A 23,267-nucleotide genomic window follows, 5' to 3' on the forward strand; every position below is an offset into this window, starting at 1 on the left:
GCGGGAGGCCTGACATGGACATCGACGCGGTTCCGCAAGAAGGCAACGCAACCCTCGACGGCCATTCCAAGCTGATGTACGCGCGCGACGCGCAGGGCCGCGTCGTCACCACCACCTCGCGTGGCTGGGAAGCAGAAGAGATCGTGACAAGCCACGCGGTCGATGTGCTGGTCGAACAGGCCCAGGCCGCGAAGCAGCGCGTGAAGGCCGGCATCGCCTCGCCGCTCGAATACTGGATGTACGAGCGCCGCATGGACGTGGCGCTGCTGTCGCAGACCAGCGGCTTCTGGCAATGGCGCGTGCGCCGCCACCTGCAGCCGCGCCACTTCGCCGCGTTGTCGCAAGCCCAGCTGGCGCGCTACGGCGAAGCCTTGGGCCTGCCCGTTTCCACCCTGCAAGGCCTGCCGTGAACTTCCAACACCAACAGGCGGCGCACTGCGAGAGCGGTGTCATCTCCAGCCTGATGCGCCACCATGGCGCGCCGATGACCGAGAGAATGGCGCTGGGCCTGTCATCGGCGTTGTCGTTCGCGTACCTGCCGTTCATCAAGCTGTCGGGCCTGCCGCTCATTTCGTACCGCATGCCGCCCAAGGCCATCATCAAGGGCCTGCTGGCGCCGATGGCCGCGCGCTTCAGCTTCGAGACCTTCCGCACCCCCGAAGCCGGGCAACAGCGCCTCGATGCGCTGTTGGCAAGCGGGAAGATCGTCGGCCTGCAGACCTCGGTCTACTGGTTGCCGTACTTCCCGCCGAACATGCGCTTTCACTTCAATGCGCACAACCTGCTGGTGTACGGAAAAGACGGCGACGACTACCTGATCAGCGACCCCGTGTTCGAAGAGCCCGTGCGTTGCCCGGGCAGCGACCTCTCTCGCGCGCGCTTCGCCAAGGGCGTGCTCGCGCCGAAGGGCCTCATGTACTACCCGCAGGCCATCGAGCGCAAGGTGGTCGATGCGGCCTCGGTGACCAAGGCCATCCGCAAGACGGTGCGCAACATGCTCGCGCCCATTCCCATCGTCGGTGTGCGCGGCATGCGCACGCTGGCCAACCGCATGCAGCGGCTGTCGGCCACCGATCCGCGCAGCGTCGACTTCATCGGCCACCTGGTCCGCATGCAGGAAGAGATCGGCACCGGTGGCGCGGGCTTTCGCTTCATCTACGCGGGCTTCCTGCAAGAGGCCGCGCAACTGCTCGACAAGCCGCAACTGCTGCAGATGTCCGACCGGCTCACCGCCATCGGCGATGGCTGGCGTGCCTTCGCGCTGAAGGCGGCGCGGATGGTGAAGGGACGTGAAGCGGTCGATCCTGCCGCGTTGGCTGCGAAGCTGCGCGAGCAGGCGCAGCAGGAAGAGAGCTTCTTCCGTGATCTCAAGGCTGCTGTTGCCTGAGATGAACGCCTGCTTCTCTAGTCGTCGTGCTGTGTTGATGGAGCGCAATTCAGGGCGTGCTCACGCCGACGGGGCACCTTGCTCCGCGAATGTCCCCCGGCCTTCGGGCTACCGCGCCTCCTCCTTTGTTTCGCTGCGCAAGGCACCCCATCGACGTGAGCGTTCTCCAGAGCGGCTATTGATCGGCCAGCACAACGGCAGCGCCCATGTGCGAATGGCATCGGGTGCTCCCCGCAGCGAAATAAAGGAGGAGCCGAAGGCGGGGGACATTCGCGGAGGGGAGTACCCGATGTCATTCGCACGCACCCCGAACAAGAGCGCATGGGATACAAACAACGTGCAACACAGCCCACAACAGCCGGATGCTTGAATTCCACAAGCTCAGCTACCGCTACCCGCACGCCGACGCCCCCGCGCTGGCCGACGTGTCGCTCGCGGTGCCCAGGGGCTGCGTGCTCGGCTTGCTCGGGCCGAATGGCGCAGGCAAGACCACGCTGATCTCGCACCTGTCGGGCGCGCTCGCAGTGCAGTCCGGCGAGATCCGCATCGATGGCCAACCTTTGCAGCAGGTGCGCGCAAAGACGCCCACGCGCATCGCCGTTGCACCGCAGGATCAGGCTTTCTATCCCATGCTCACGGTCGCCGAGAACCTCGCGTGCTTTGCCGCTGCCGGCGGTCTTTCAGGCAGCCGTAAGAAGGCCCGCATCGAGACCTGCACGCACTTCGCACAACTGGAGCAGTTCGCGAACGTGCGCGCCGAGCGCTTGTCCGGTGGCCTCAAGCGCAGGCTCAACCTCGCCATCGCCTTGCTGCCCGAACCCGAGCTGATGCTGTTCGACGAACCCACCGTGGGTGTCGATCCACAGTCGCGCGCGTTCATCCTCGATGCGATAAAGAGCCTCGCGCAGGCGGGCGCGGCCGTGATCTACGCCTCGCACTACATGGAAGAAATCGAAGCCATCGCCGACCGCGTAGCCATCCTCGACCATGGCCACGTGCTGCGCGAAGGTTCGCTCGACGAACTGCTGTCGAAGAGCGCGATGCTGCTCACGCTGGCCGCCGATGGACTCAGCGTCGAAATGCTCTCGCGCTTCGGTACGGTCGAGCAAGGTGGCGTGCACTGGCGCATTCATCTGAACGAAGGCACCGGCCCCGGCCCGGTGCTGGCCACGCTCGAAGCCGAAGGTATCGCGGTGCGGCACGCCGAGTTCGGCCGCCATGACCTGGAGCAACTCTTCATGGCACTCACCCACCGCTCGCTGCGCGACTGACTTCTACACATGCTCTTCGCGCTCATCAAGAAAGAACTGCTCGCCCTCGTGCGCGACATGCATGGGCTGGCTGCGCTGTTCCTGATGCCGATGGTCTTCATCGTGCTGATGTCGCTCACCCTCAAGGACATCTACCGCCCGCCATTGGCCGAGCTCAGCTATGCCGTCGATATGCGCGACACCGCCACGCCCGCCAAGTGGCTGCAGCAGCTCTGGCAGCGCAACCATGGCGCGCCGCAACCGCTGGGCACCGACTGGCAGGCGCGGCTGCGCAATGGCTCGCTCAAGTACGTGATCGTGATGGAGCCGGGCCTGTCGCAAGAGCTGGAATCGGCCGCGCTCTCGACCGAGGCGCGCATCCAGTTGCTGACCGAGCCGGGCATCGACGCCAACCTATTCAACGCACTGCGTGCCGAACTCGTCGGCGCATCCGGCGAACTCAAGGCGCGGCTCGCATTGGCGGTGCCCGGCACCGCCAGCCCGGCGCCCGACGCATCCATCCAGGCGATGGTGCGTGCAGAGCGCTTTTCCACCACCGGCCCGCGGCCGACCTCGGTGCAGCAGAACGTGCCGGCGTGGCTGGTGTTCGGCATGTTCTTCGTGGTGGCCTCGCTCTCCAGCCTGTTCGTGCAGGAGCGCAGCTCGGGCGCTCTGGGACGGCTGCAGAGCCTGGGCGTGTCGCGCTTCATGCTGCTGGCCTCGAAGGCGCTGCCTTACCTGGGCGTGAACGCGCTGCAGGCGGTGCTGATGCTGGCGGCGGGCATCTGGTTCATGCCGCTGATCGGCGGCGATGCGCTGTCGCTCGCGGGCATCCATTGGGGCGCGCTGCTGCTGTCGCTCGCGGCCGTGAGCCTGGCGGCGGTGAGCCTGTCGCTGGTGCTGGCGTGCGCGGTGCGCAGCCATGCGCAGGCCGCAACCATCGGGCCGATGGTCAATGTGCTGATGGCGGCGGCGGGTGGCATCATGGTGCCGAAGTTCGTCATGCCGGGCTTCATGCAGCGGCTGGTCGAGGTCTCGCCGATGAACTGGGGGCTCGAGGCGTTGCTTACCGTGTTGCTGCGTGGCGGCGGCGTGGCCGACGCGCTGCCGCAGATCGGACGGCTGGTCGTGTTCGCGGCGCTGATGTTCATCGTGGCTGTTTTTCTGTTTCGCAGGCGCACTTCGTCATGAGCACCGTTTCCGCCGAGTTCATCGCCAGCCTGAAAGCGCTGGTGCTCGATTCCGTTGAAAAAGAAGCGCCACCCGGCGGCCTGGGCGACGACGAGCCGCTGTTCGGTCCCGAGGCGCGGCTCGATCTCGACTCGCTCGATGCCCTGCAGGTGTCGATGGCGATCCAGCAGCGCTTCGGCGTGCGCATGCCCGACAGCAAAGAAACGCGCCGGGCCATGACCTCCATCGCGCATCTGGCGGAACACCTGGCGCAAGCGGGCAAGGCATGAGCGGTGTCTACCTGGCCGGCGTGGGCCTGGCCTGTGTGCTGGGCCGCGACATGCCGGGCGTGCTGGCGGCGCTGGGGCGCGGTGGTGTGCCTCCGACGCCGGTGGTCGTTGCCGACGGCGTCCAATGGCCGGTCTATACGTTGCCGGCGCAGGAGGGCGACTGGAAGCAGCGGCTGTGCGAAACCGTTCGCAGCGTGGTCGCGCAGACCGGCGAGTGGGGCGACCGCACCGCGCCGCTGTTCGTCGCTTCGTCGTCGCTCGACATCGGTTTCATGGAGCAAGCAGTGCAAGACCTGCGGCTCGGCGGCGACCTGCAGGACTTTGCCGAGGTCGTGGCCGGCGCGCTCGATTGGCAGGGGCCGGTGTTCACTGTTTCGACGGCTTGCACATCGGCACTCAACGCCGTGCTGGCCGCGTGCGATCTCATTCGCGGCGGCGATTCCGATGAAGCGCTGGTGATTGGTGCCGAGCTGGGCAACCGCTTCACCGTCGCCGGCTTCGGTGCGATGCAACTGCTGGCACCCGACAGCGCGCAGCCTTTCGGCGCAGCGCGCCAGGGGCTGGTGCTCGGCGAGGCTGTGGCCGCCTTGCGCTTGCGCGCAAAGCCGGCGCGCTGGCAGCTTGCAGGCGGTGCCAATGTGGTCGATGGCCGCAACCCGTCGGGCACCGAGGCCAGCGCGGTGCTTGCGATGTGCCGTGGTGCGCTGGCGCAAAGCGGATTGCGGCCCGAAGACATCGACCTCATCAAGGTGCAGGCCGCGGGCAGCCCCGTCAACGATGCCATCGAGGTGGAGGCGCTGCGGCAGGTGTTCGATCCGCTGCCGTCGTTGGTGTCGCTCAAGTCGGCGATCGGGCACACGCTCGGTGCGGCGGGGGCGGCCGAACTGGCCTTGCTGGTGGGCTGTATCGAAGGCGGCGTCTGGCCGGCGATCGACTATCCGCTGGACGAAGCACTGAACATCACGTTGGGTGAACAAGCACCGAAGGTGCTGCGCAACATCCTGCTGAATGTGGTCGGCTTCGGGGGCGGGCACTCCTCGCTGGTGCTCAGGGATTGCGAGCGCGCATGACCACCGGCAACGCAACCGTCTGGCGCACCGCCGCGCATTTTGTCGCGCACCCGCCGCCCGTCGACTGGCGCGATACCCTGGCGAATCGCATCGGCCGTCGCCCGCGCCGTGTCGGCCTGTGGACCGAGCTTGCGATGTACGGAGCGCGCTGCTGCCTCGACGCGGCAGGCGAAGCCGCATTGCCCATCAACGCGCGCCTGCGCGTGGCCAGCCTGCGCGGTGCCTGGGGCGCCACGCATGCGGGGCTGGCGCAGCTCGACGTAGGCCTGCCGATGCCGTTCACCTTCATGCAGAGCCAGCCCGCGCTGATGCTGGCGGAGGTCGGCCGCTGCCTCGAATGGCAGGGCGATGCGAGCTTCATGCTGTGTCGTGATCCAGAGCGCCTGTTGCAGTTGTCGAAGCTGGGCGCACCGAGAGGCGGCCTGCTGTTCGGCGTCGTCGAAGAAGAGCGCAATGGCGAGTTGCCGCGCTCCGAGTGGTGGCGGCTGGTGCCCGCCTGAGCGTCGTCAGCCCGCGATCGAGCGCTGCAGGTTGATCCGCGCCTGCGCTTCGAGCTGCGCATGCATGCGCGGCGTGGCGTAGATAGCCTTGCGATCCAGAAAGCGCTGCAGGATCGCGCGGCGGCGCGGTAGGCGCACGTCTTCGGGCACGAAGGCGTACTCGGCATGCACCTGGCGCTCGTATTCGTCGAAGCGCGCGCGTTCGGCGCCGAGGATCGACAGGTCGATGTCGATCAGCAGTTCCGCATCGCGGCCTTCGGGCACCGCGTCGTGGTGCGTGGCCATGACGAGGGCGTGCACGCGTTCGGCGGCGGCTCCGGTTGCGCCTGCCTCGATCAAAGCTTGGCGGGCCCAGTCGGCGCTGCGCGCTTCGTTGTCGTGCGCATGCACGTCGTAGATGGCGTCGTGGAACCAGAGCGCGAGCGCCACTTCGCCGGGGTGCTCGGCATTCGCCTTCTCGCGCTCGAACCATGCGAGGCATTCGCCCAGGTGCTGCATCGTGTGGTAGTGGCGCTGCGGTTCGCTGTAGCGCTGTTGCAGCGCGGTGCACAGTGCGTCGCTGGGAGAGGCAACGCCGAGCGCGCGCCAGGCTTCGGTCCAGTTCGCGTGCAGCGCTTCGGGCGTCATGGCGCTTACTGCTCCATCGCGGCCTTGACCTCTTGCCCGAGGTCAAGGACCGACATCGCGTAGTAGCTGCTCCAGTTGTAGCGCGTGATGACGTAGAAGTTGCGCGTGCCGGCCACGTAGGTCGGCGGCGCATCGGCGCCGTTCTGCAGTTCGATGAGCGCGAGCAGGCCCTTGTGCCGAATGCCTTCGCCCTCGGGCACCGCGCCCGCCGCCACGAAGCTGTCGATGCTGAAGGTCGGCAGTATGTCGGGCGCCAGCAGCAACCCCTTCTGAAGCCGCGCTTCGTCGAAGTGCACCGGGTAGATCGCGGGCATGCCCGGCTTCCAGCCGAAGGCCTTGAAGTAGTTGGCGACCGAGCCGATCACGTCGGCCGGGTTGTTGACGAGGTCGATGCGGCCGTCGCCGTCGAAGTCGACCGCGTACTTGGCGATGCTGCTGGGCATGAACTGCGGCATGCCCATGGCGCCGGCGTAGCTGCCCAGCGGCGTGAGCGGGTCGTCGGCCGTGCGGCTCTCGGTGCTCAGAAAGCTTTCGAGCTCGCCGCGAAAGAAGGCTTCGCGTTCCGCGGCGCGCGGGTGGCCCTGCGGAAAGTCGAAGGAGAGCGTGGCCAGCGCGTCGATCACGCGGAAGTTGCCCATGTTGCGGCCGTAGATGGTTTCCACGCCGATGATGCCGACGATGATCTCCGCCGGCACGCCGTACACCTGTTCGGCGCGCGCCAGCGTGTCGGCATTGGCGCGCCAGAAGCGCACGCCGGCTGCGATGCGTACCGGGTCGATGAAGCGGCTGCGGTAGGTCTGCCAGTTCTTCACCGTGCCGACCGGGCCCGGCAGCATGAGGCGCGGCACGTTGGGCAGAAAGCGCGCGTTGCCGATGGTGGCACGCACCCAGTCGCGGTCGAGGCCGCGGCGCTCGGCCACCTCGTCGGCGAATCGCATCGCGTCGTCGCGCGTGGCGTAGGGGATGGTGCCGCGCACGGCGTTGCTCGCCACGCGGCCATTGGAAGACTTCTGGGCTACAGCCGCTGTCGACCATGCGCAGCAGGCGGCGAGAAGGGCAACTGCCGCAACGGTGCGGGATGGCGTGGGGAGAAAAAATCGCATGAGGCCGATTGTGCCGCCCGTGCGCGCGGCCCTTCCCAAGGGACACATGTGGTTTCAGCCGCGCGGGTTCGCGGCGGGCCAGCTGAGGCGGCGGAACTCGCGGCGCAGGGTCGAGAGCGTCTGTGGCGTGGCCTTGGCGTAGCGCTGGGCTTCGAGCTTGAGCAGCCAGTCGCGAACGGCCTGGGCGGCGGGGCCGAAGCGGGCGTCGGCCGCCTGCGCCATCTGGCGGGGCGGGGTCGTCTCGGGCAGCCGCAGGCCGGCCTTGGCCAGGCGCGTGCGGGCCTGGCCCAGCAGGCGCAGCCACGGGTCGTGCCGGCTGCGCTCCCACAGCGTCCAGGCCGCGCCGGCAATGCTCGCGCCGATCAGCAGGTACAGCAGCACATAGGCCAGGTCTTCGAGGCTCGGGGCCTCGAAGCCGATGTTCTTCAACAGGTTGAGCTGCCGGCTCTGCGTGTAGTTGAGCACCCACTGGTTCCAGCCGTTGTTCACGGCCTCCCATGCGGCGCGGATGTTCTGCGCGAGCGTGGGGCTCATGGCGCCGATGGCACCGGCGAACAAGCCCGGCTGCTGCACCAGCCGCTGCATCTGCCCGATGCGGCCCGGTGCCACGGAGGCGGTCGGATCGACGCGCACCCAGCCCGTGCCTTCTTGCCAGACTTCGGCCCAGGCATGGGCGTCGCTCTGGCGCACGACCCAGTAGTTGTCGACGCTGTTGAGTTCGCCGCCCTGGTAGCCGGTCACGATGCGCGCCGGGATCTGCAGGTTGCGCATGAGCACCACGAAGGCCGAGGCGATGTGCTCGCAGAAGCCTTCCTTGCGGTCGAACCAGAATTCGTCGGCCGTGTCGTTGCCGTAGATGCCGGGGTCGAGCGTGTAGGTGTAGCCGCCGGTGCGCAGGCGCTTCAGGGCCGCCTGCACGAAGGCCTGCGTGCTGGCTTCGTGCAGTGCCGGGTCGGCGCGCATCTCGGCCGCCAGCGCGGCGGTGCGCGGGTTGGTGCCGGGTGGCAGCGACAGGTAGGCCTGCAACTGGCCGCCGGTGCGCTTGATCGGGCCGCTCTGGAATTGCGTGTAGCTCTCGGCCTTGTAGCGGAGCAGGTCGTTGATCGGCCGGTTCGCGAGCCATTGCAGGTCGGGCGTGCCCGTGACCTCAAGGCCGGAGGCTTCGGGCGCGCGCTGTGCCGCATCGAGCGTCAGCAGCCAGGGCCGATTGTTGGCCTCGAGCGTGACCTCGTAGCGCACGGGTTCGCCGCTCACGCGCAGGTTGGCGGACCATTGCCCGCCGCGCAGCCACGATGGCAGGGCCGTCCACTCGCGGCCGTCGAACTGCGCCAGCACCGGGCCGCGAAAGTAGAGCTGGCTCTGCGGCGGCGCGCGGTTGCCCTCGAACTTGATGCGCGCGGCAATGCTGTCGTCGAGCGCGAGTTCGGCGATGGTGCCGACGCGCATGGTGTTCGACAGCCCGGTGCGCCCCGCCATGGCGTCGCTGGGCGTGCCCCAGAGCGGCGCGAAGCGCGGGAACAGCAGAAACAGCGCCAGCATGATCGGCGCGCCGGCCAGGGCCATCCAGCCGGCGGTGCGCGCGGCCTGCATCAGCGGCGGGCGGCCGACGGGCATGTGCGCGTTGACCAGCGCGGTGAGCAGGCCGAGCAGCGCCAGCAGCATCGTGAAGGCGGTCAGCAGCGACTGCGAATAGAAGAAGTTCGTGAGCATCGCGAAGAAGCCCAGGAAGAAGATGACGAAGGCATCTCTTCTGGCGCGCAGCTCCAGCGTCTTGAGGGCCAGCAGGATGACGACGAGCGTCACGCCCGCATCGCGGCCCAGCAGCGTGCGGTGGGTGGCGTAGGTGGCTGCCAGCGTCAGCGCGAGCAGGGCGACCCGCCACCACCGACTGGGCAGTGGGCGCGCCTGCACCGCGAGGCTGCCGCGCCAGAGCAGGACCATGGCGGTGATGGCGGTGCACCACCACGGGATGTTCTCTGCCTGGGGCAGGACGATCAGCGCGATGACGGCCAGCAGAAAGAGCGTGTCCCTGGCATCCCGGGGGAGGGCTGCGAGTTGTCGCAGGAGCTTCTTCAACATAGCGCCAGCGCCTCCAGGCAGGCCCGCCGGTGGGCTTCCCCTTGCGAAGGCTTCACGACGCGCCCCTGAACCCGGACACCGTAGTCCACGCCGAGCCGGTCGGCCATCAGCACCCAGGCGCAGAGGCGTGAAATGCGCGCCTCGCCATCGGCGAGCCCGGTGGCCTGCGCGTCGAGCCACAGCTCTTCGCGTTGCGTCTGTTGCGTGTCTCGGCTGACGAGGTCTTCCGACCCGGCCGCCTGCGCCCGCGCGGCTTTCTTCCAGACCACGAGCTTCAGCGGATCGCCGGGCCGGTAGGCGCGCACGCCGTCGTATTCACCGGCCCCGTGCGCGCGCTGCGCGGCGGACAGCGCGGCCGGCCCGGACAGCGGCTCGCCCGGCGGCAACGGTGGCGGGTGTGCCTCGGGCGCGGGGTAGACCAGCATCTGCGCGGCGGGCCGCCACACCGTCCACACACGGAAGGTGCCGAGCGGAAAGCGCGTCTCGGCCGTCAGCGGCGGCACGGGATGCAGGCCGCGCCGCTCGGGCTGGAACGCGATCTCGACGGTGGACGTGCCTTCGGCCGGCACGTCGGTCCAGGCCCATTGGCCGCTGCCCCGCACGGCCATGCCGATGCCGTAGCGCACGCTGCGCCGCGCGTTGTGCAGCACCACCCGGAAGACGGCCGCCGCGCCCGCGTAGTGCGCGTCTGGCGGCACCATGTGCATGGCCAGGCCGCGCAGCGTGCCGTGGCACACGTGCATGCCGACGGCCACGCTGCCGGCCAGCAGGAAGGTCAGCAGGTAGCCCAGGTTGAGCTGGTAGTTGATCGACGCGACCAGCAGCACGAGCAGCGTGGCGGCCAGCGTCCAGCCGGCGCGCGTGGGCACGATGTAGACGTTGCGCTGCGTCAGCTCCAGCGTGTCCGAGGGCGGGCGCCGCGACAGGAACCAGCCGTCGATGCGTGAGCGCAGGGCGCCGACTGGGCTCATCGGAATGCCTTCGTCTTCGTGTTTCTCACGGCGGTGCGAGCCCTCTTCGGAGCGGCCGGTCGGGGGCTCACGGCAAAGGCACGGCCGCGATCATCGCGCGCACCTGCTCGACGGCGCCACGGCCCGCGTCGCCCACGGGCGTGAGGCGGTGCGCGATCGTCTGCGGCAGCACGGCCTGCACGTCGTCGGGCGCGACGTAGTTGCGGTTGGCCAGCAGCGCCTGCGCCTTGGCGGCGCGCAGCACGGCAATGCCGGCGCGCGGCGACAGGCCCTGCAGGAACCAGCGCCCCGAGCGCGAGGCCGCGATCAGGTCCTGCACATAGTTGAGCAGCGGTTCGGCCGCGTGCACCTGCTGCACGCGCTGCTGGATGGCGGTCAGCTCGCCGGCGGTCAGCAGGGCGGGCAGGCTGGCCAGCATTTCGCGGCGGTCGACGCCGGCGAGCAGCTGGCGCTCGGCGGCGCGGTCGGGGTAGCCGAGCGAGATCCGCATCAGGAAGCGGTCGAGCTGGGATTCGGGCAGCGCGAAGGTGCCGAGCTGGTCTTGCGGGTTCTGCGTGGCGATCACGAAGAAGGGCGTGGGCAGCGGGCGCGTCTCGCCTTCGATGGTGACCTGCTTTTCTTCCATCGCCTCGAGCAGTGCGCTCTGGGTCTTGGGGCTGGCGCGGTTGATTTCGTCGGCCAGCAGCACCTGGGCAAAGATCGGCCCGGGGTGGAACACGAAGGCCTGCTGCCCGCGGTCGTAGATCGCCACGCCCGACAGGTCGCCGGGCATCAGGTCGGCCGTGAACTGCACGCGCGAAAAATGTAAACCGAACGTGTGCGACAGCGCATGGGCGAGGGTGGTCTTGCCGACCCCCGGAACGTCCTCGATCAGCAGGTGTCCACCCGCCAACAGGCAGGCTACACAGTCGCGCACCTGCGCCTCTTTGCCCACGATCACCGTGTTAAGCTGACTCAGCAAAGTGGCTAGCTTCGCAGCAACGTCCATATTTGTATCCATATGCAAACGATACCGTAAGACCTTGCGGCCCCATGCCGCGTGAGGTCTAGACGTGGCGACAGAGACATGGGCAAGACAGGCTACTTCACACACCGCGACTTCTGGAAGCACGACATGGGCAACGGGCATCCCGAATGCCCCGGCCGACTGGATGCCATCGAAGACCGCCTGCTGCTCACCGGCGTGGGCGATGCGCTCGATCACCGTGACGTGCCGCTTGCCACCCTGCAGCAGATCACCCGGGCGCACAGCACGGCGCACGTCGAGCACCTCGAAGAGCTGCACCAGCGTCTGGTGGCCGATGAGCCCGCCGGCGGCCCCGACCATGCACAGGTCGACCCCGACACCGTCCTGACCCGCTTCACGCTGCTGGCCGCGCGCCGCGCCGCCGGCGCCGCGATTGCCGCGACCGATGCCGTGATTGCCGGCGACATCGAAAACGCGTTCTGTTCGGTGCGTCCGCCGGGCCACCATGCCTGCCGCGAGCAGGCGATGGGCTTCTGTTTCTTCAACAACGTCGCCATCGCGGCGCGGCATGCCATCGACGTGCATGGCTTCGACCGCGTGGCCATCGTCGATTTCGACGTGCACCACGGCAACGGCACCGAGAACATCCTGTCGAACGATCCGCGCGTGCTGATGGTCGGCTTCTTCCAGCATCCGTTCTATCCGTACAGCGGCACGGAGCATCCGGCTTCGAACATGCTGAATCTTCCGATTCCGGCCTACACCAAGGGCATGGACGTGCGGGAGATGATCGAAGCGGTCTGGATGCCTCGGCTCGAGGAATTCAAGCCGCAGATGATCTTTATCAGTGCCGGTTTCGACGCCCATCGCGAGGACGACCTGGGCCAGCTCGGCCTGAACGAGAACGACTTTGCCTGGATCACCGGCCGCGTGCACGACGTGGCAAAGCGCCATGCGCGCGGGCGCATCGTGTCGATGCTCGAAGGCGGCTACAACCTCGATGCCTTGGCGCGCAGTGTCGAAGCCCATATCCGCGTGCTCGCGGACCTGTAATGCAGCCGGCGTCGTTCGGCGCCATGTTTTTCCAATCGATGAACTTCAATGACTTCACACAACGATTGAGCCAGGTCGATGCGCGCGGCCTTACCATCGAACTTGCCGCCGTCGTGGCCTGCGTGGCGCTGGCCTGGGCCGTCTGCAAATGGTTCGGACGCGACCAGCCCAAGGACTCGATCTGGTTCGGCGAACGCACCTTCGACGGCCTGCTGTTCCCGCTGCTGTCGCTGGTGCTGACCGACCTGGCGCGGCGCGCGGTGATCGAACTGCAGCCCGTGCTGGTGCTGCGCATCGCGGTGTCGGTGTTCTTGTCGCTGGTGGTCATCCGGTTGTTTGCACGGGTGTTGCGCGCGGTGTTTCCCGCGTCGAACCTCGTGCGGCTGATCGAGCGCACGATCTCGTGGCTGGCCTGGATCGCGGCGGTGCTGTGGATCGTCGGGCTGCTGCCGCCGGTGCTGGCCGAGCTCGACGAGATCACGCTGGCCTTCGGCAAGACGCGCGTGAGCCTGCAGACGATCTTCCAGGGCGTGTTGTCGGCCGGGTTGGTGATGGTGATTGCGCTGTGGATCTCCAGCACCATCGAGAAGCGCATCCTGCGCGAGGCCGTCACCGATCTTTCGATGCGCAAGGTGGCGTCGAACGCGGTGCGTGCGTTTCTGCTGCTGGTCGGCTTGCTGTTCGCGTTGTCGGCGGTGGGCGTGGACCTGACGGCGCTGTCGGTGCTCGGCGGTGCGCTCGGCGTGGGCCTGGGCTTCGGCCTGCAGAAGCTGGCGGCCAACTATGTGAGCGGCTTCGTGATCCTGCTCGAACGCTCGATCCGCATCGGCGACAACGTGAAGGTCGACACCTTCGAAGGCCGCATCACCGACATCAAGACGCGCTACACGCTCATTCGCGCAGGCAACGGGCGCGAGGCCATCGTGCCGAACGAGTCGCTCATCACCAGCCGGGTGGAAAACCTCTCGCTGGCCGACCGCAAGTTCAACATCACGACCAGCATCGTGGTCGGCTACGAGAGCGACGTGGCGCAGGTGCAGTCCATCCTGTGCGAGGCCGCCAAGGCGCAGCCGCGTGTCATGACCGAGCCGGTGCCGGTGGCCTACCTGCTCAATTTCGCGCCCGATGGGCTGGAGTTCACCCTCAACTTCTGGGTGGCAGACCCCGAGAAGGGCAAGGACAACCTGCGCTCGGCCATCAACGTCGCCATCCTCGACGGGCTGCGGGGTGCGGGCATTGACATTCCCTATCCACAGCGCGTGTTGCGCGTGGAATCTTTGCCGCCGGGAGCCGCGCCAGCGCCCGACGCTGTTTTATAATCGTGGAAAAGCACGATCGTTCTTTTTTATTGGCGCGCGAATGCCGACAAGAAGAATGGAGAGGCTGCAAAGGTCGCGTCCTAGAATGACCGGTTGCCCTCGAAGCCCCCTTTTTGCAATCCAATGGAGTCAAGTCAATGAAGGTTCTTGTGCCTGTCAAACGGGTCGTCGATTACAACGTGAAGGTGCGCGTGAAGAGCGACGGCACCGGGGTGGACATTGCCAACGTCAAGATGAGCATGAACCCCTTCGACGAGATCGCGGTGGAAGAAGCGGTGCGCCTGAAGGAAAAGGGCGTGGTCACCGAGGTGATCGCCGTGTCGTGCGGCGATGCCAAGTGCCAGGAAACCCTGCGCACGGCCATGGCCATCGGTGCCGACCGCGGCATCCTCGTTGAAACCACCGAAGAGCTGCAGCCCCTGGCTGTCGCCAAGCTGCTCAAGGCGCTGGTGGACAAGGAACAGCCCCAGCTCATCATCCTGGGCAAGCAAGCCATCGACGACGACGCCAACCAGACCGGCCAGATGCTGGCCGCGCTGGCCGACCTGCCGCAAGCCACCTTCGCCTCCAAGGTCGAAGTCGCGGGCGACAAAGCCACCGTGACCCGCGAAGTCGACGGCGGCCTGGAAACCGTCTCCCTCACGCTGCCGGCCGTCATCACGACCGACCTGCGCCTGAACGAGCCGCGCTACGTCACCTTGCCCAACATCATGAAGGCCAAGAAGAAGCAGCTGGACACCTTCAAGCCCGAAGACCTGGGCGTGGACGTCAAGCCGCGCCTGAAGACCCTGAAGGTCAGCGAGCCCCCGAAGCGTGGCGCCGGCATCAAGGTGCCTGACGTTGCAACGCTGGTGGACAAACTGAAGAACGAAGCGAAGGTGATCTGAACATGACCGCACTTGTTATTGCCGAACACGACCACGCCAGCATCAAGCCGGCCACCCTCAACACCGTGACCGCAGCGCTGGCTTGCGGTGGCGACGTCCACGTGCTCGTGGCTGGTGCCAATGCAGCAGAAGCAGCTAAGGCCGCCGCGCAGATCGCAGGCGTCTCCAAGGTGATCGCTGCAGACAGCGCATCCCTCGCAGAAAACCTCGCCGAGAACGTCGCGGCCCAGGTGCTGGCCATCGCCGGCAACTACAGCCACATCCTGTTCCCCTCGACCGCCAACGGCAAGAACGTCGCTCCGCGCGTCGCTGCCAAGCTCGATGTGGCACAGATCAGCGACATCACCAAGGTCGACAGCCCCGACACCTTCGAGCGCCCGATCTACGCCGGCAACGCGATTGCCACGGTGCAGAGCAGCGACGCCACCAAGGTGATCACGGTTCGCACGACCGGCTTCGACGCCGCAGCCGCCACCGGTGGCAGCGCAGCGATCGAAACGGCTGAAGGCGTCGCGGACAGCGGCAAGAGCAGCTTCGTGGGCCGTGAAGTCACCAAGAGCGAGCGCCCTGAACTGACGGCGGCCAAGATCATCGTCTCGGGTGGCCGTGCCTTGGGCAGCGCCGAGAAGTTCACCGAAGTGATGGCACCGCTGGCCGACAAGCTGAACGCAGGCCTGGGCGCCAGCCGCGCTGCAGTGGACGCGGGCTATGCCCCGAACGACTGGCAAGTGGGCCAGACGGGCAAGATCGTCGCGCCGCAGCTGTACATCGCAGCGGGCATCTCGGGCGCGATCCAGCACTTGGCCGGCATGAAGGACTCCAAGGTGATCGTGGCGATCAACAAGGACGAAGAAGCGCCGATCTTCTCGGTGGCCGACTATGGCCTCGTGGCCGACCTGTTCGTGGCTGTGCCCCAACTGGTCAAGGCGCTCTGACCGTATCGACGCAATGAGCCAGAGGGCATCGTTCGCGATGCCCTTTCTACATCTGCTGTATCTGGAGACAAGACCATGAGCTACACCGCACCCCTCAAGGACATGCTGTTCGACATCGAACACCTGGCCAACATCGGCGAGATCGCCAAGCTGCCCGGCTTCGAAGACGCCGGCCTCGAAACCGCGCAGGCCGTTCTCGAGGAGTGCGCGCGTTTCAATCAGGACGTGATCGCCCCGCTGAACATCGAAGGCGACCGCAACCCCTCGTCGTTCAAGAGCGGCGCCGTCACCACCACGCCGGGCTTCAAGGACGCCTTCGCCCAGTACGTGTCGGGCGGCTGGCAAGGCCTGCAGCATCCGACCGACTTCGGCGGCCAGGGCCTGCCCAAGACCATCGGCGCGGCCTGCGGCGAAATGCTCAACTCGGCCAACATGAGCTTTGCGCTGTGCCCGCTGCTGAGCGACGGCGCCATCGAGGCGCTGCTCACCGCCGGCTCCGACGAGCTGAAGGCCACGTACCTCGAAAAGCTCGTGAGCGGCCAGTGGACCGGCACGATGAACCTCACCGAGCCGCAGGCCGGCAGCGACCTGGCCATGGTGCGCAGCCGTGCCGAGCCGCAGCCCGACGGCACCTACAAGGTGTTCGGCACCAAGATATTCATCACCTACGGTGAGCACGACATGGCCGAGAACATCGTGCACCTCGTGCTGGCCCGCGTGACCGGTGCGCCTGAAGGCGTGAAGGGCATCAGCCTGTTCGTGGTGCCGAAGTTCATGGTCGGCAAGGATGGCTCGCTGGGTGCGCGCAATGACGTGCACTGCGTGAGCATCGAGCACAAGATGGGCATCAAGGCCTCGCCGACCGCCGTGCTGCAGTACGGCGACAACGGCGGTGCCGTCGGCTACCTCGTGGGCCAGGAGAACCGCGGCCTCGAGTACATGTTCATCATGATGAACTCGGCCCGCTACGCCGTGGGCATGCAGGGCATCGCGATTGCCGAGCGCTCGTACCAGCACGCCGTCGCCTATGCAAAGGAGCGCGTGCAGAGCCGCCCGGTCGATGGCTCGATCAACGCCAGCGCACCCATCATTCACCACCCCGACGTCAAGCGCATGCTGATGACGATGCGCGCCTACACCGAAGGTTGCCGCGCGATGGCTTCGGTGGCCGCTGCCGCCTACGACGCCGCGCACCATCACCCCGATGCCGACGCGCGCAAGCAGAATCAGGCCTTCTACGAATTCATGGTGCCGCTGGTCAAGGGCTACAGCACCGAGATGAGCCTCGAAGTGACCTCGCTTGGCGTGCAGGTGCACGGCGGCATGGGCTTCATCGAAGAGACGGGCGCGGCGCAGTACTACCGCGACGCCAAGATCCTCACGATCTACGAAGGCACCACCGCGATCCAGGCCAACGACCTCGTGGGCCGCAAGACTGCGCGCGACGGCGGCCAGACCGCCAAGGCCATCGCCGCGCAGATCGAGAAGACCGAAGCCGAATTGGCCAAGAGCGATCACCCGGCTGCTGCTGCAGTGCTCAAGCGCCTGAAGGCCGCGCGCGAAGCTTTTGTCGAAGTGGTCGATTTCGTCGCGGGCCAGACCAAGGCATCGCCGAACGCCGTGTTCTCGGGCAGCGTGCCGTACCTGATGCTCGCGGGCAACCTCGTGGCCGGCTGGCAGCTGGCGCGCTCGCTGATCATTGCGCAGGACCTGGCTTCGCGCAGCTTCGACACCGACTTCATGCTCGCCAAGATCGCCACCGCGCGCTTCTATGCCGAGCACATCCTGAACAAGGTGCCGGGCATCCGCGACAGCATCGTCGAAGGCGCCGAGAGCGTCACGGCCCTGGCGCTCGACGCGTTCTGAGCCGCCTCCCTGTCGCCCATCTGACGGGCGGCAGGGGCCTTGCTCTCTTATAAAACCGAAACCCATTTCCGGAGACAACATGTCCAAGCTGCCCCCCGTCCTCGCGAACCTGCCGCTGCCGATCATCGGCTCGCCGCTGTTCATCATCAGCAACCCCAAGCTCGTGATTGCGCAATGCAAGGCGGGTGTGGTCGGTTCGATGCCGGCACTCAACGCGCGCCCCGCGGCGCAGCTCGAAGAGTGGCTGATCGAGATCACCGAAGAGCTGGCTGCCTACAACAAGGCCAACCCGGACAAGCCCGCCGCGCCCTTCGCCATCAACCAGATCGTGCACAAGAGCAATGACCGCCTCGAGCACGACATGGAAATGGTCGTCAAGTACAAGGTGCCGATCGTCATCACCTCGCTGGGTGCGCGCACCGACGTCAACGACGCGGTGCACAGCTACGGCGGCGTGACGCTGCACGACATCATCAACAACAAGTTCGCGCAGAAGGCGATCGAGAAGGGCGCCGACGGCATCATCGCCGTGGCGGCCGGTGCCGGCGGCCATGCGGGCGTGAAGAGCCCGTTCGCGCTGGTGCAGGAGATCCGCCAGTGGTTCGACGGCCCGATCGCGCTGTCGGGCTCCATCGCCACCGGTGGCGCGGTGCTCGCGGCGCAGGCCATGGGCGCCGACTTTGCCTACATCGGCACCGCCTTCATCGCGACCGAAGAAGCACGCGCGAGCGACGACTACAAGCAGGCCATCGTCGACGGCACCTCGGACGACATCGTCTATTCGAGCCTGTTCACCGGCGTGCACGGCAACTACCTCGCGCCCAGCATCGTCAAGGCCGGCATGGACCCGGCCAACCTGCCCGAAGGCGACGTCAAGACCATGAACTTCGGCGGCGGCGAAGGCAGCAAGGCCAAGGCCTGGAAAGACATCTGGGGCTCGGGCCAGGGCATCGGTGCCGTGACCGAAGTGGCCAGCGCCGCGGCCTTCATCGAGAAGCTCAAGCGCGAATACCAGGAAGCAAGGCAACGGCTGGCGCTTTGACCACGCTTGCGGGCGACCTGCAGCCTGCCAGCAGGTCGTTGTCTTCCACATCGCTGGGGCGCATGCCGCTGCTCGACGCGGCCAAGGGCATCGCCTGCGCGGTCATCGTCGGCCATCACCTGTCGCGCTACGGCCCGATGCCGGCCGGCGCGTACGCGCTCGCGCCTGATTTCTTTGCATGGCTGGCGAACGAGGGGCGCCTGGCGGTGCAGGTGTTTCTGGTGATCGCTGGTTTTCTTGCGGCTGCGAGCCTTGCGCCGGATGGCCGGCTGCGCTGCGACCGCCCCGTCGCGCGCATCCTGCAGCGCTACGGCCGGCTGGTGATGCCGTACCTGGCGGCGCTCACGGTGTGCGTGCTGGTCGCGGCGCTGGTGCGGCCGTGGCTCGACGAGGAGGTGGTGCCCGCGTCGCCCACCATGGGGCAACTGATCGCGCACGGGCTGCTGCTGCAGGATCTGCTGGGCTACGAATCGTTGTCGACAGGTGTCTGGTATGTGGCCATCGACTTCCAGCTCTTTGCACTGGCGCTGACGCTGGTGGGCCTGCCCGCGATGCTGCAGCGTTCCTCGGGTTCGGCACCGATGAATGCGCGGGCACGCTGGTTGCCCGTGGCGCTGGTGTTCGGGCTGGCCGTGGCTTCGCTCGCGCTGTTCAATCGCAATGCGGGGCTGGACGACACGGCCTTCTATTTCTTCGGCACCTACGGCCTGGGCATGCTGGTGTTCTGGATCGGGCGCGCGACGCGCTTCAGCACGTGGCAGAGCGCTGTCGCGTTACTAGCGCTGGTGGGGGCGGGTGCGCTGGCCATCGACTGGCGCAGCCGCATCGCCATTGCGCTGGTGACGGCGTTGCTCATCGCCGTCGCACAGCGCCGGCGCTGGCTTTCGCCGGCGCACTGGCCGGCGGTGGCGGTGCCTTTGCAGCGGCTGGGGCGCATGTCGTATTCGCTGTTCCTGATCCACTTTCCGGTGCTGCTCGCGATGAATGCGCTGGTCGCGAATGCCGGGCCGCACGGTGCATGGTTCGATGCGATCGGGCTGGTGGCGACCTTCGGGCTCTCGGTGGCAGCCGCCACATTGCTGCACCGGTGGGTCGAAGTGCGTCCGGCATCGTGGCGCGCGGTCTTCACGCTGTTCGCTGCGCTGCTGGTCAGCGGAATAGTCGTTTCTCATTAAAAGAGCCCGGCGCCCGCGCAGGCGCCTTGGCCGAATCTTCCTGAACGGGTTGCGCTGACGGCCCGGAGCGTGCAGTCTCCGGGCTCGTCAGCTGCCTCCGTCTTCGGTATGATTGTGGAAATTTCAGTAAATACTGAAAATACACGAAACCAAGGAATGACCAAGCACCCAGCACCCCGATCGCCAATGCGGGCCATCGCGTCGACAGACATCGGCAGCGTGGTGCAGGGTGCGGCCGCGCTGCTGTGGCTGCCGCAGGCGGCGTTGCTGGCGATGGCGGTCCAGGGGCTTGCCGCGGGGCAGGGCATGGCGGCTGTCGCGTGGCCGGCCTGCGGGATATTGCTGCTCGGCCTGCTGCGGGCAGGCTGCGAGGCCTGGGGCGCCCGCCGCACCTTCGCCCATGCCAGGGCGCAGCTCACGGCCCTGCGCGCACAAACCATCGCAGCGCTGGCCGGCGGATCGCCGATGGACCGCGCCCGCGCCCCTTCGGGCCAGGCGGCCAGCGTGCTCGCCGAGCAGGCCGAGGCGCTGGTGCCGTACCTCGTGCGCTACCAGCCCGCGCGCTGGCGCGTGATGGTCGTGCCCATCTTCATCCTCTGCGCGGTCGCCGCCTTTTCGTGGGTGGCCGCGCTGGTATTGCTGTTCGCGGCACCGCTCATTCCGATCTTCATGGCCATCGTGGGCTGGCGCGCCAAGGCGGCAAGCGAGGCGCAGATGGTCGAGATGGGCGGCATGAACGCCTTCCTGCTCGACCGCCTGCGCGGCCTGGCCACCTTGCGATCGCTCCACGCGGTGGACGCCACGGCGCAGCGCCTGGGCGACGCCGCGCAGTCGCTGCGCAGGCGGACGATGGCCGTGCTGCGCATTGCATTCCTCTCGTCGGCCGTGCTGGAGCTTTTCTCGGCACTCGGCGTCGCGATGGTGGCGGTGTATGTTGGCTTCCATCTGCTGGGCTCGCTCGGCTTCGGCGCATGGGGCCGGCAACTGAGCCTGGGCGAAGGGCTGTTCGTCTTGTTGCTCGCGCCGGCATTCTTCGAGCCGCTGCGCGAACTCTCGGCCGTCTGGCACGACCGCGCGGCGGGAGAAGCCGCGTTGCAGGCACTCGACCGGCTGCAGCGCGAGACGTTGCGCTTGCCCGGCGCCAATGCCTCGTTGACGCGCGCCGCAACGGGTTCGGCCAGTGCCGGTTCCGCGCCCGCCATCGCTGTCCAGGGCCTGCATTTTTCATGGCCGGGCGAGCCCTCGGAAGTCTTCGATGGCTACGAACTGCGCATCGCCCCCGGCGAGCATGTCGCGCTGACCGGCCCCAGCGGCGCGGGCAAGACGGTGCTGCTGTCGCTGCTGGCCGGCCTCGTGCCCGCGAGCCGTGGCGACATCTCGATCGGCGGCGTGCCGCTCACCGACCATACTGTGGCCGCGTTGCGCCAGCGGATGGCCTGGATGGGGCAAGCTCCCCACGTCTTCGCCGGCTCGGTCGAAACCAACGTCGTCTTGGGGCGCACGGGCATCGACACGCCGCAAGTCGCCGCTGCCATGCGTTTCGCTTCGCTCGACGAGGTGGCGCAGGCGCACCCCGGCGTGGCGTTGGGCGAGGGCGGCCAAGGCCTCTCGGGCGGTGAAGCGGTGCGGCTTGCGTTGGCGCGCATCGCGGTGCATCCGCACGCCGACCTGCTGCTGGTCGATGAGCCCACAGCACACCTGGACACCGAAACAGCCAGCCGCGTCGCCGATGCATTGATGACCCTTGCGCAAGGCAAGACCCTCGTCGTCGCGACGCACGACCCGGTGCTCGCCGCGCGCATGGACCGCGTGGTGAACCTCGGCGCAGAAACGCTGGAGAAGGCCGCATGAGCAATCAGCCTTCCACACGCTGGCGCGATCTTCGCCTGGTGCTGCGTCCGTTCTTCGCTGCGCAGCCACGCGCGCTGCTGCTTGGCGGCTTGCTTGCCGCCATCACCGTGCTCGCGGGCATGGCGCTGCTCGGCCTCTCGGGATGGTTCATCACCGCGACCGCCCTGGCCGGCCTGCACGCGGCCACGGCCTTCACCTTCGACGTGTTCATGCCCTCGGCAGGCATTCGCCTGCTGGCGCTCGGCCGCACGGCATCGCGCTATGGCGAGCGGCTGGTGACGCACGACGCGACCTTCTCGGTGCTCGCCGCGCTGCGCGTGCGCCTCTTCCGCGGCTGGGCCAAGGCCGAGGCCGCGCGCGAGTTGCTGATGCGCCCGGCGCAACTGCTGTTCCGCCTGACATCCGACATCGACGCGCTCGAGTCGCTCTACCTGCGCCTGCTCGTGCCCGCAGCGGCTGCATTGGGCGCAGCATTGCTCGCGGGCGTCGTGCTCGGCTTCATGCATGTAGGCATGGGGCTGTCGCTCACGCTCTGGCTGGTGGTCGTCGGCTGGGGCATGGCGGCCGTCATTGCAAGGCGTGCGCGGCGGCCCGCCGTGCAGCGCGCACACGCCATCGAGGCACTGCGCGCACGCGCCGTCGATCTCGTGGCCGGGCAAACCGACCTCGTGATGGCAGGCCGCATCGATGCACAGCGCGATGCGTTGATGAACGCCGACATGCATCTCGCCAAGGCCGACCTGGCCTTGAACCGGCTCGAAGCCGCCGCCGGTTTTGCCTACGGCAGCGCGGGCACCTTGACCCTGGTGGGCGTGCTGCTGGCTGTCGGTGCGTTGGTGAGCGAAGGCCTGATCGGCGCGCCGGCCGCGGCATTGGCCTTGCTGATCGCGCTCACCGCCACCGAGCCCTTCGCCGCACTGCGCCGTGGTGCGCTCGACGCGGGCCGCACCTGGCTGGCGGTCCGCCGCCTGGCGCCGCGCATGGCTTCGGAAGACGCTGAAGCAGCGGATGTCGCAAGCAGCGATTCGAAAATCGCACTGCGTTTGCACGATGTCGGCGTTTCGCACCCCGGCAGCCACACCCAGACCCTGAGCAGCATCTCGCTGACCCTCCATGCCGGCGAGCGCGTCGCGTTGATCGGTGCCAGCGGCACCGGCAAGTCCACGCTGCTTGCAACCATCGCCGGAGAAATCACTCCCAGCGCCGGCGCCGTGCAGGCGCAGTCGTCGTGCCTGCTGACACAGCGCACCGAACTCTTTCAGGACAGCCTGCGTGACAACCTGCGGCTCGCCGACCCGCATGCCTCCGACGAAAAGCTGTGGGCCGTGCTGCAGGCGGCAGGGCTCGAGCGCGACGTTCGCGCACTCTCGACCGGCCTCGACACGCGCCTGGGCGAGGGTGGCCTCGGCCTGTCCGGCGGCCAGTCACGCCGGCTCGCACTGGCCCGCTTGCTCTTGCGCCCGGTGCCGCTGTGGCTGCTCGACGAACCGACCGAGGCGCTCGACGCCACAACCGCCCACGACGTGCTGCACCGCCTGGCCGAGCATGCCGGCCCGCGCACCTTGCTGATCGCCACGCACCTGCGCCGCGAAGCCGCGCTTGCCGACCGCCTCGTGTGCATGGCGCAGGGCCGCATCGCCTGCGAGCTGCACCGGGGCAGCGAAGCATTCGACGCCGCGCTGCGCAGCCTGCGCCCCGATTGAATCCGGATCAGAAAACAGAACA

The 23,267-nt window shown here is 67.5% G+C and carries 21 protein-coding genes; 16 read left to right on the forward strand and 5 right to left on the reverse strand.

Annotation, left to right across the window (positions count from 1 at the left end):
* Positions 1–14 precede the first annotated feature (14 nt).
* The 7 genes from BLQ28_RS03380 (at position 15) to BLQ28_RS03410 (ending at position 5,667) form a co-directional block, all read left to right on the forward strand.
* Positions 15–410 carry a DarG family dialkylresorcinol biosynthesis protein gene (locus BLQ28_RS03380; RefSeq protein ID WP_093237129.1) on the forward strand — a complete coding sequence of 132 codons (396 nt, stop codon included), beginning with the start codon at positions 15–17 and terminating at the stop codon, positions 408–410.
* Positions 407–1,387: a BtrH-related acyltransferase DarH gene (locus tag BLQ28_RS03385; protein ID WP_093237130.1), complete on the forward strand. Its 981-nt coding sequence runs from the start codon at positions 407–409 to the stop codon at positions 1,385–1,387. Before BLQ28_RS03380 ends, BLQ28_RS03385 begins: the two co-directional genes overlap by 4 nt.
* A 362-nt stretch (positions 1,388–1,749) precedes the next feature.
* Positions 1,750–2,658: an ABC transporter ATP-binding protein gene (locus BLQ28_RS03390; RefSeq protein WP_093237131.1), complete on the forward strand. Its 909-nt coding sequence runs from the start codon at positions 1,750–1,752 to the stop codon at positions 2,656–2,658.
* Positions 2,659–2,667: 9 nt separating this feature from the next.
* On the forward strand, positions 2,668–3,828 hold the full coding sequence (locus tag BLQ28_RS03395; RefSeq protein ID WP_093237132.1) for an ABC transporter permease: 1,161 nt from the start codon (positions 2,668–2,670) through the stop codon (positions 3,826–3,828).
* On the forward strand, positions 3,825–4,097 hold the full coding sequence (locus BLQ28_RS03400) for an acyl carrier protein (protein ID WP_093237133.1): 273 nt from the start codon (positions 3,825–3,827) through the stop codon (positions 4,095–4,097). Before BLQ28_RS03395 ends, BLQ28_RS03400 begins: the two co-directional genes overlap by 4 nt.
* A complete protein-coding gene (locus BLQ28_RS03405) occupies positions 4,094–5,167 on the forward strand; it encodes a beta-ketoacyl synthase N-terminal-like domain-containing protein (protein ID WP_093237134.1) in 1,074 nt (357 codons plus the stop codon). The genes BLQ28_RS03400 and BLQ28_RS03405 overlap by 4 nt, the downstream gene beginning before the upstream one ends.
* Positions 5,164–5,667: a hypothetical protein gene (locus BLQ28_RS03410; RefSeq protein WP_093237135.1), complete on the forward strand. Its 504-nt coding sequence runs from the start codon at positions 5,164–5,166 to the stop codon at positions 5,665–5,667. The genes BLQ28_RS03405 and BLQ28_RS03410 overlap by 4 nt, the downstream gene beginning before the upstream one ends.
* Positions 5,668–5,673: 6 nt before the next feature.
* Here BLQ28_RS03410 and BLQ28_RS03415 read toward each other — a convergent pair whose 3' ends face one another.
* From BLQ28_RS03415 to BLQ28_RS03435, 5 genes are all read right to left on the reverse strand, one after another.
* On the reverse strand, positions 5,674–6,294 hold the full coding sequence (locus BLQ28_RS03415) for an HD domain-containing protein (RefSeq protein ID WP_093237136.1): 621 nt from the start codon (positions 6,292–6,294) through the stop codon (positions 5,674–5,676).
* A 5-nt stretch (positions 6,295–6,299) separates the two neighbouring features.
* Positions 6,300–7,397: a lytic murein transglycosylase B gene (gene mltB / locus BLQ28_RS03420; RefSeq protein ID WP_093237137.1), complete on the reverse strand. Its 1,098-nt coding sequence runs from the start codon at positions 7,395–7,397 to the stop codon at positions 6,300–6,302.
* A 54-nt stretch (positions 7,398–7,451) separates the two neighbouring features.
* A complete protein-coding gene (locus tag BLQ28_RS03425; RefSeq protein WP_371126560.1) occupies positions 7,452–9,476 on the reverse strand; it encodes a transglutaminase TgpA family protein in 2,025 nt (674 codons plus the stop codon).
* Entirely contained in the window at positions 9,470–10,447 is a 978-nt protein-coding gene (locus tag BLQ28_RS03430) for a DUF58 domain-containing protein (RefSeq protein WP_093237138.1), read from the reverse strand. Before BLQ28_RS03430 ends, BLQ28_RS03425 begins: the two co-directional genes overlap by 7 nt.
* Positions 10,448–10,514: 67 nt before the next feature.
* Positions 10,515–11,435 (reverse strand): AAA family ATPase, encoded by a 921-nt coding sequence (locus BLQ28_RS03435; protein ID WP_093237139.1) that lies wholly within the window; start codon positions 11,433–11,435, stop codon positions 10,515–10,517.
* A 78-nt stretch (positions 11,436–11,513) separates the two neighbouring features.
* Between BLQ28_RS03435 and BLQ28_RS03440 the strand changes: the two genes are divergently transcribed.
* The 9 genes from BLQ28_RS03440 (at position 11,514) to cydC (ending at position 23,245) form a co-directional block, all read left to right on the forward strand.
* Complete coding sequence (locus BLQ28_RS03440; protein ID WP_093237140.1) at positions 11,514–12,467, forward strand: histone deacetylase family protein; 954 nt, start codon at positions 11,514–11,516, stop codon at positions 12,465–12,467.
* A 38-nt stretch (positions 12,468–12,505) separates the two neighbouring features.
* Complete coding sequence (locus BLQ28_RS03445) at positions 12,506–13,786, forward strand: mechanosensitive ion channel family protein (protein ID WP_093237688.1); 1,281 nt, start codon at positions 12,506–12,508, stop codon at positions 13,784–13,786.
* Between the two features lie 137 nt (positions 13,787–13,923).
* A complete protein-coding gene (locus BLQ28_RS03450) occupies positions 13,924–14,673 on the forward strand; it encodes an electron transfer flavoprotein subunit beta/FixA family protein (RefSeq protein ID WP_093237141.1) in 750 nt (249 codons plus the stop codon).
* A 2-nt stretch (positions 14,674–14,675) separates the two neighbouring features.
* Positions 14,676–15,608 carry an electron transfer flavoprotein subunit alpha/FixB family protein gene (locus BLQ28_RS03455; protein WP_093237142.1) on the forward strand — a complete coding sequence of 311 codons (933 nt, stop codon included), beginning with the start codon at positions 14,676–14,678 and terminating at the stop codon, positions 15,606–15,608.
* A 75-nt stretch (positions 15,609–15,683) separates the two neighbouring features.
* Positions 15,684–17,474 (forward strand): acyl-CoA dehydrogenase, encoded by a 1,791-nt coding sequence (locus BLQ28_RS03460; RefSeq protein WP_093237143.1) that lies wholly within the window; start codon positions 15,684–15,686, stop codon positions 17,472–17,474.
* Positions 17,475–17,553: 79 nt separating this feature from the next.
* On the forward strand, positions 17,554–18,516 hold the full coding sequence (locus BLQ28_RS03465) for an NAD(P)H-dependent flavin oxidoreductase (RefSeq protein WP_093237144.1): 963 nt from the start codon (positions 17,554–17,556) through the stop codon (positions 18,514–18,516).
* Between the two features lie 62 nt (positions 18,517–18,578).
* On the forward strand, positions 18,579–19,691 hold the full coding sequence (locus BLQ28_RS03470) for an acyltransferase family protein (RefSeq protein WP_093237690.1): 1,113 nt from the start codon (positions 18,579–18,581) through the stop codon (positions 19,689–19,691).
* A gap of 156 nt (positions 19,692–19,847) precedes the next feature.
* Positions 19,848–21,542 carry a thiol reductant ABC exporter subunit CydD gene (gene cydD / locus BLQ28_RS03475; RefSeq protein ID WP_093237145.1) on the forward strand — a complete coding sequence of 565 codons (1,695 nt, stop codon included), beginning with the start codon at positions 19,848–19,850 and terminating at the stop codon, positions 21,540–21,542.
* Positions 21,539–23,245: a thiol reductant ABC exporter subunit CydC gene (cydC, locus tag BLQ28_RS03480; RefSeq protein WP_093237146.1), complete on the forward strand. Its 1,707-nt coding sequence runs from the start codon at positions 21,539–21,541 to the stop codon at positions 23,243–23,245. Before cydD ends, cydC begins: the two co-directional genes overlap by 4 nt.
* Positions 23,246–23,267 lie beyond the last annotated feature (22 nt).

This window comes from Variovorax sp. EL159 (genome assembly GCF_900100965.1).
In the GTDB taxonomy this organism is placed as follows: Bacteria; Pseudomonadota; Gammaproteobacteria; order Burkholderiales; family Burkholderiaceae_C; genus Variovorax.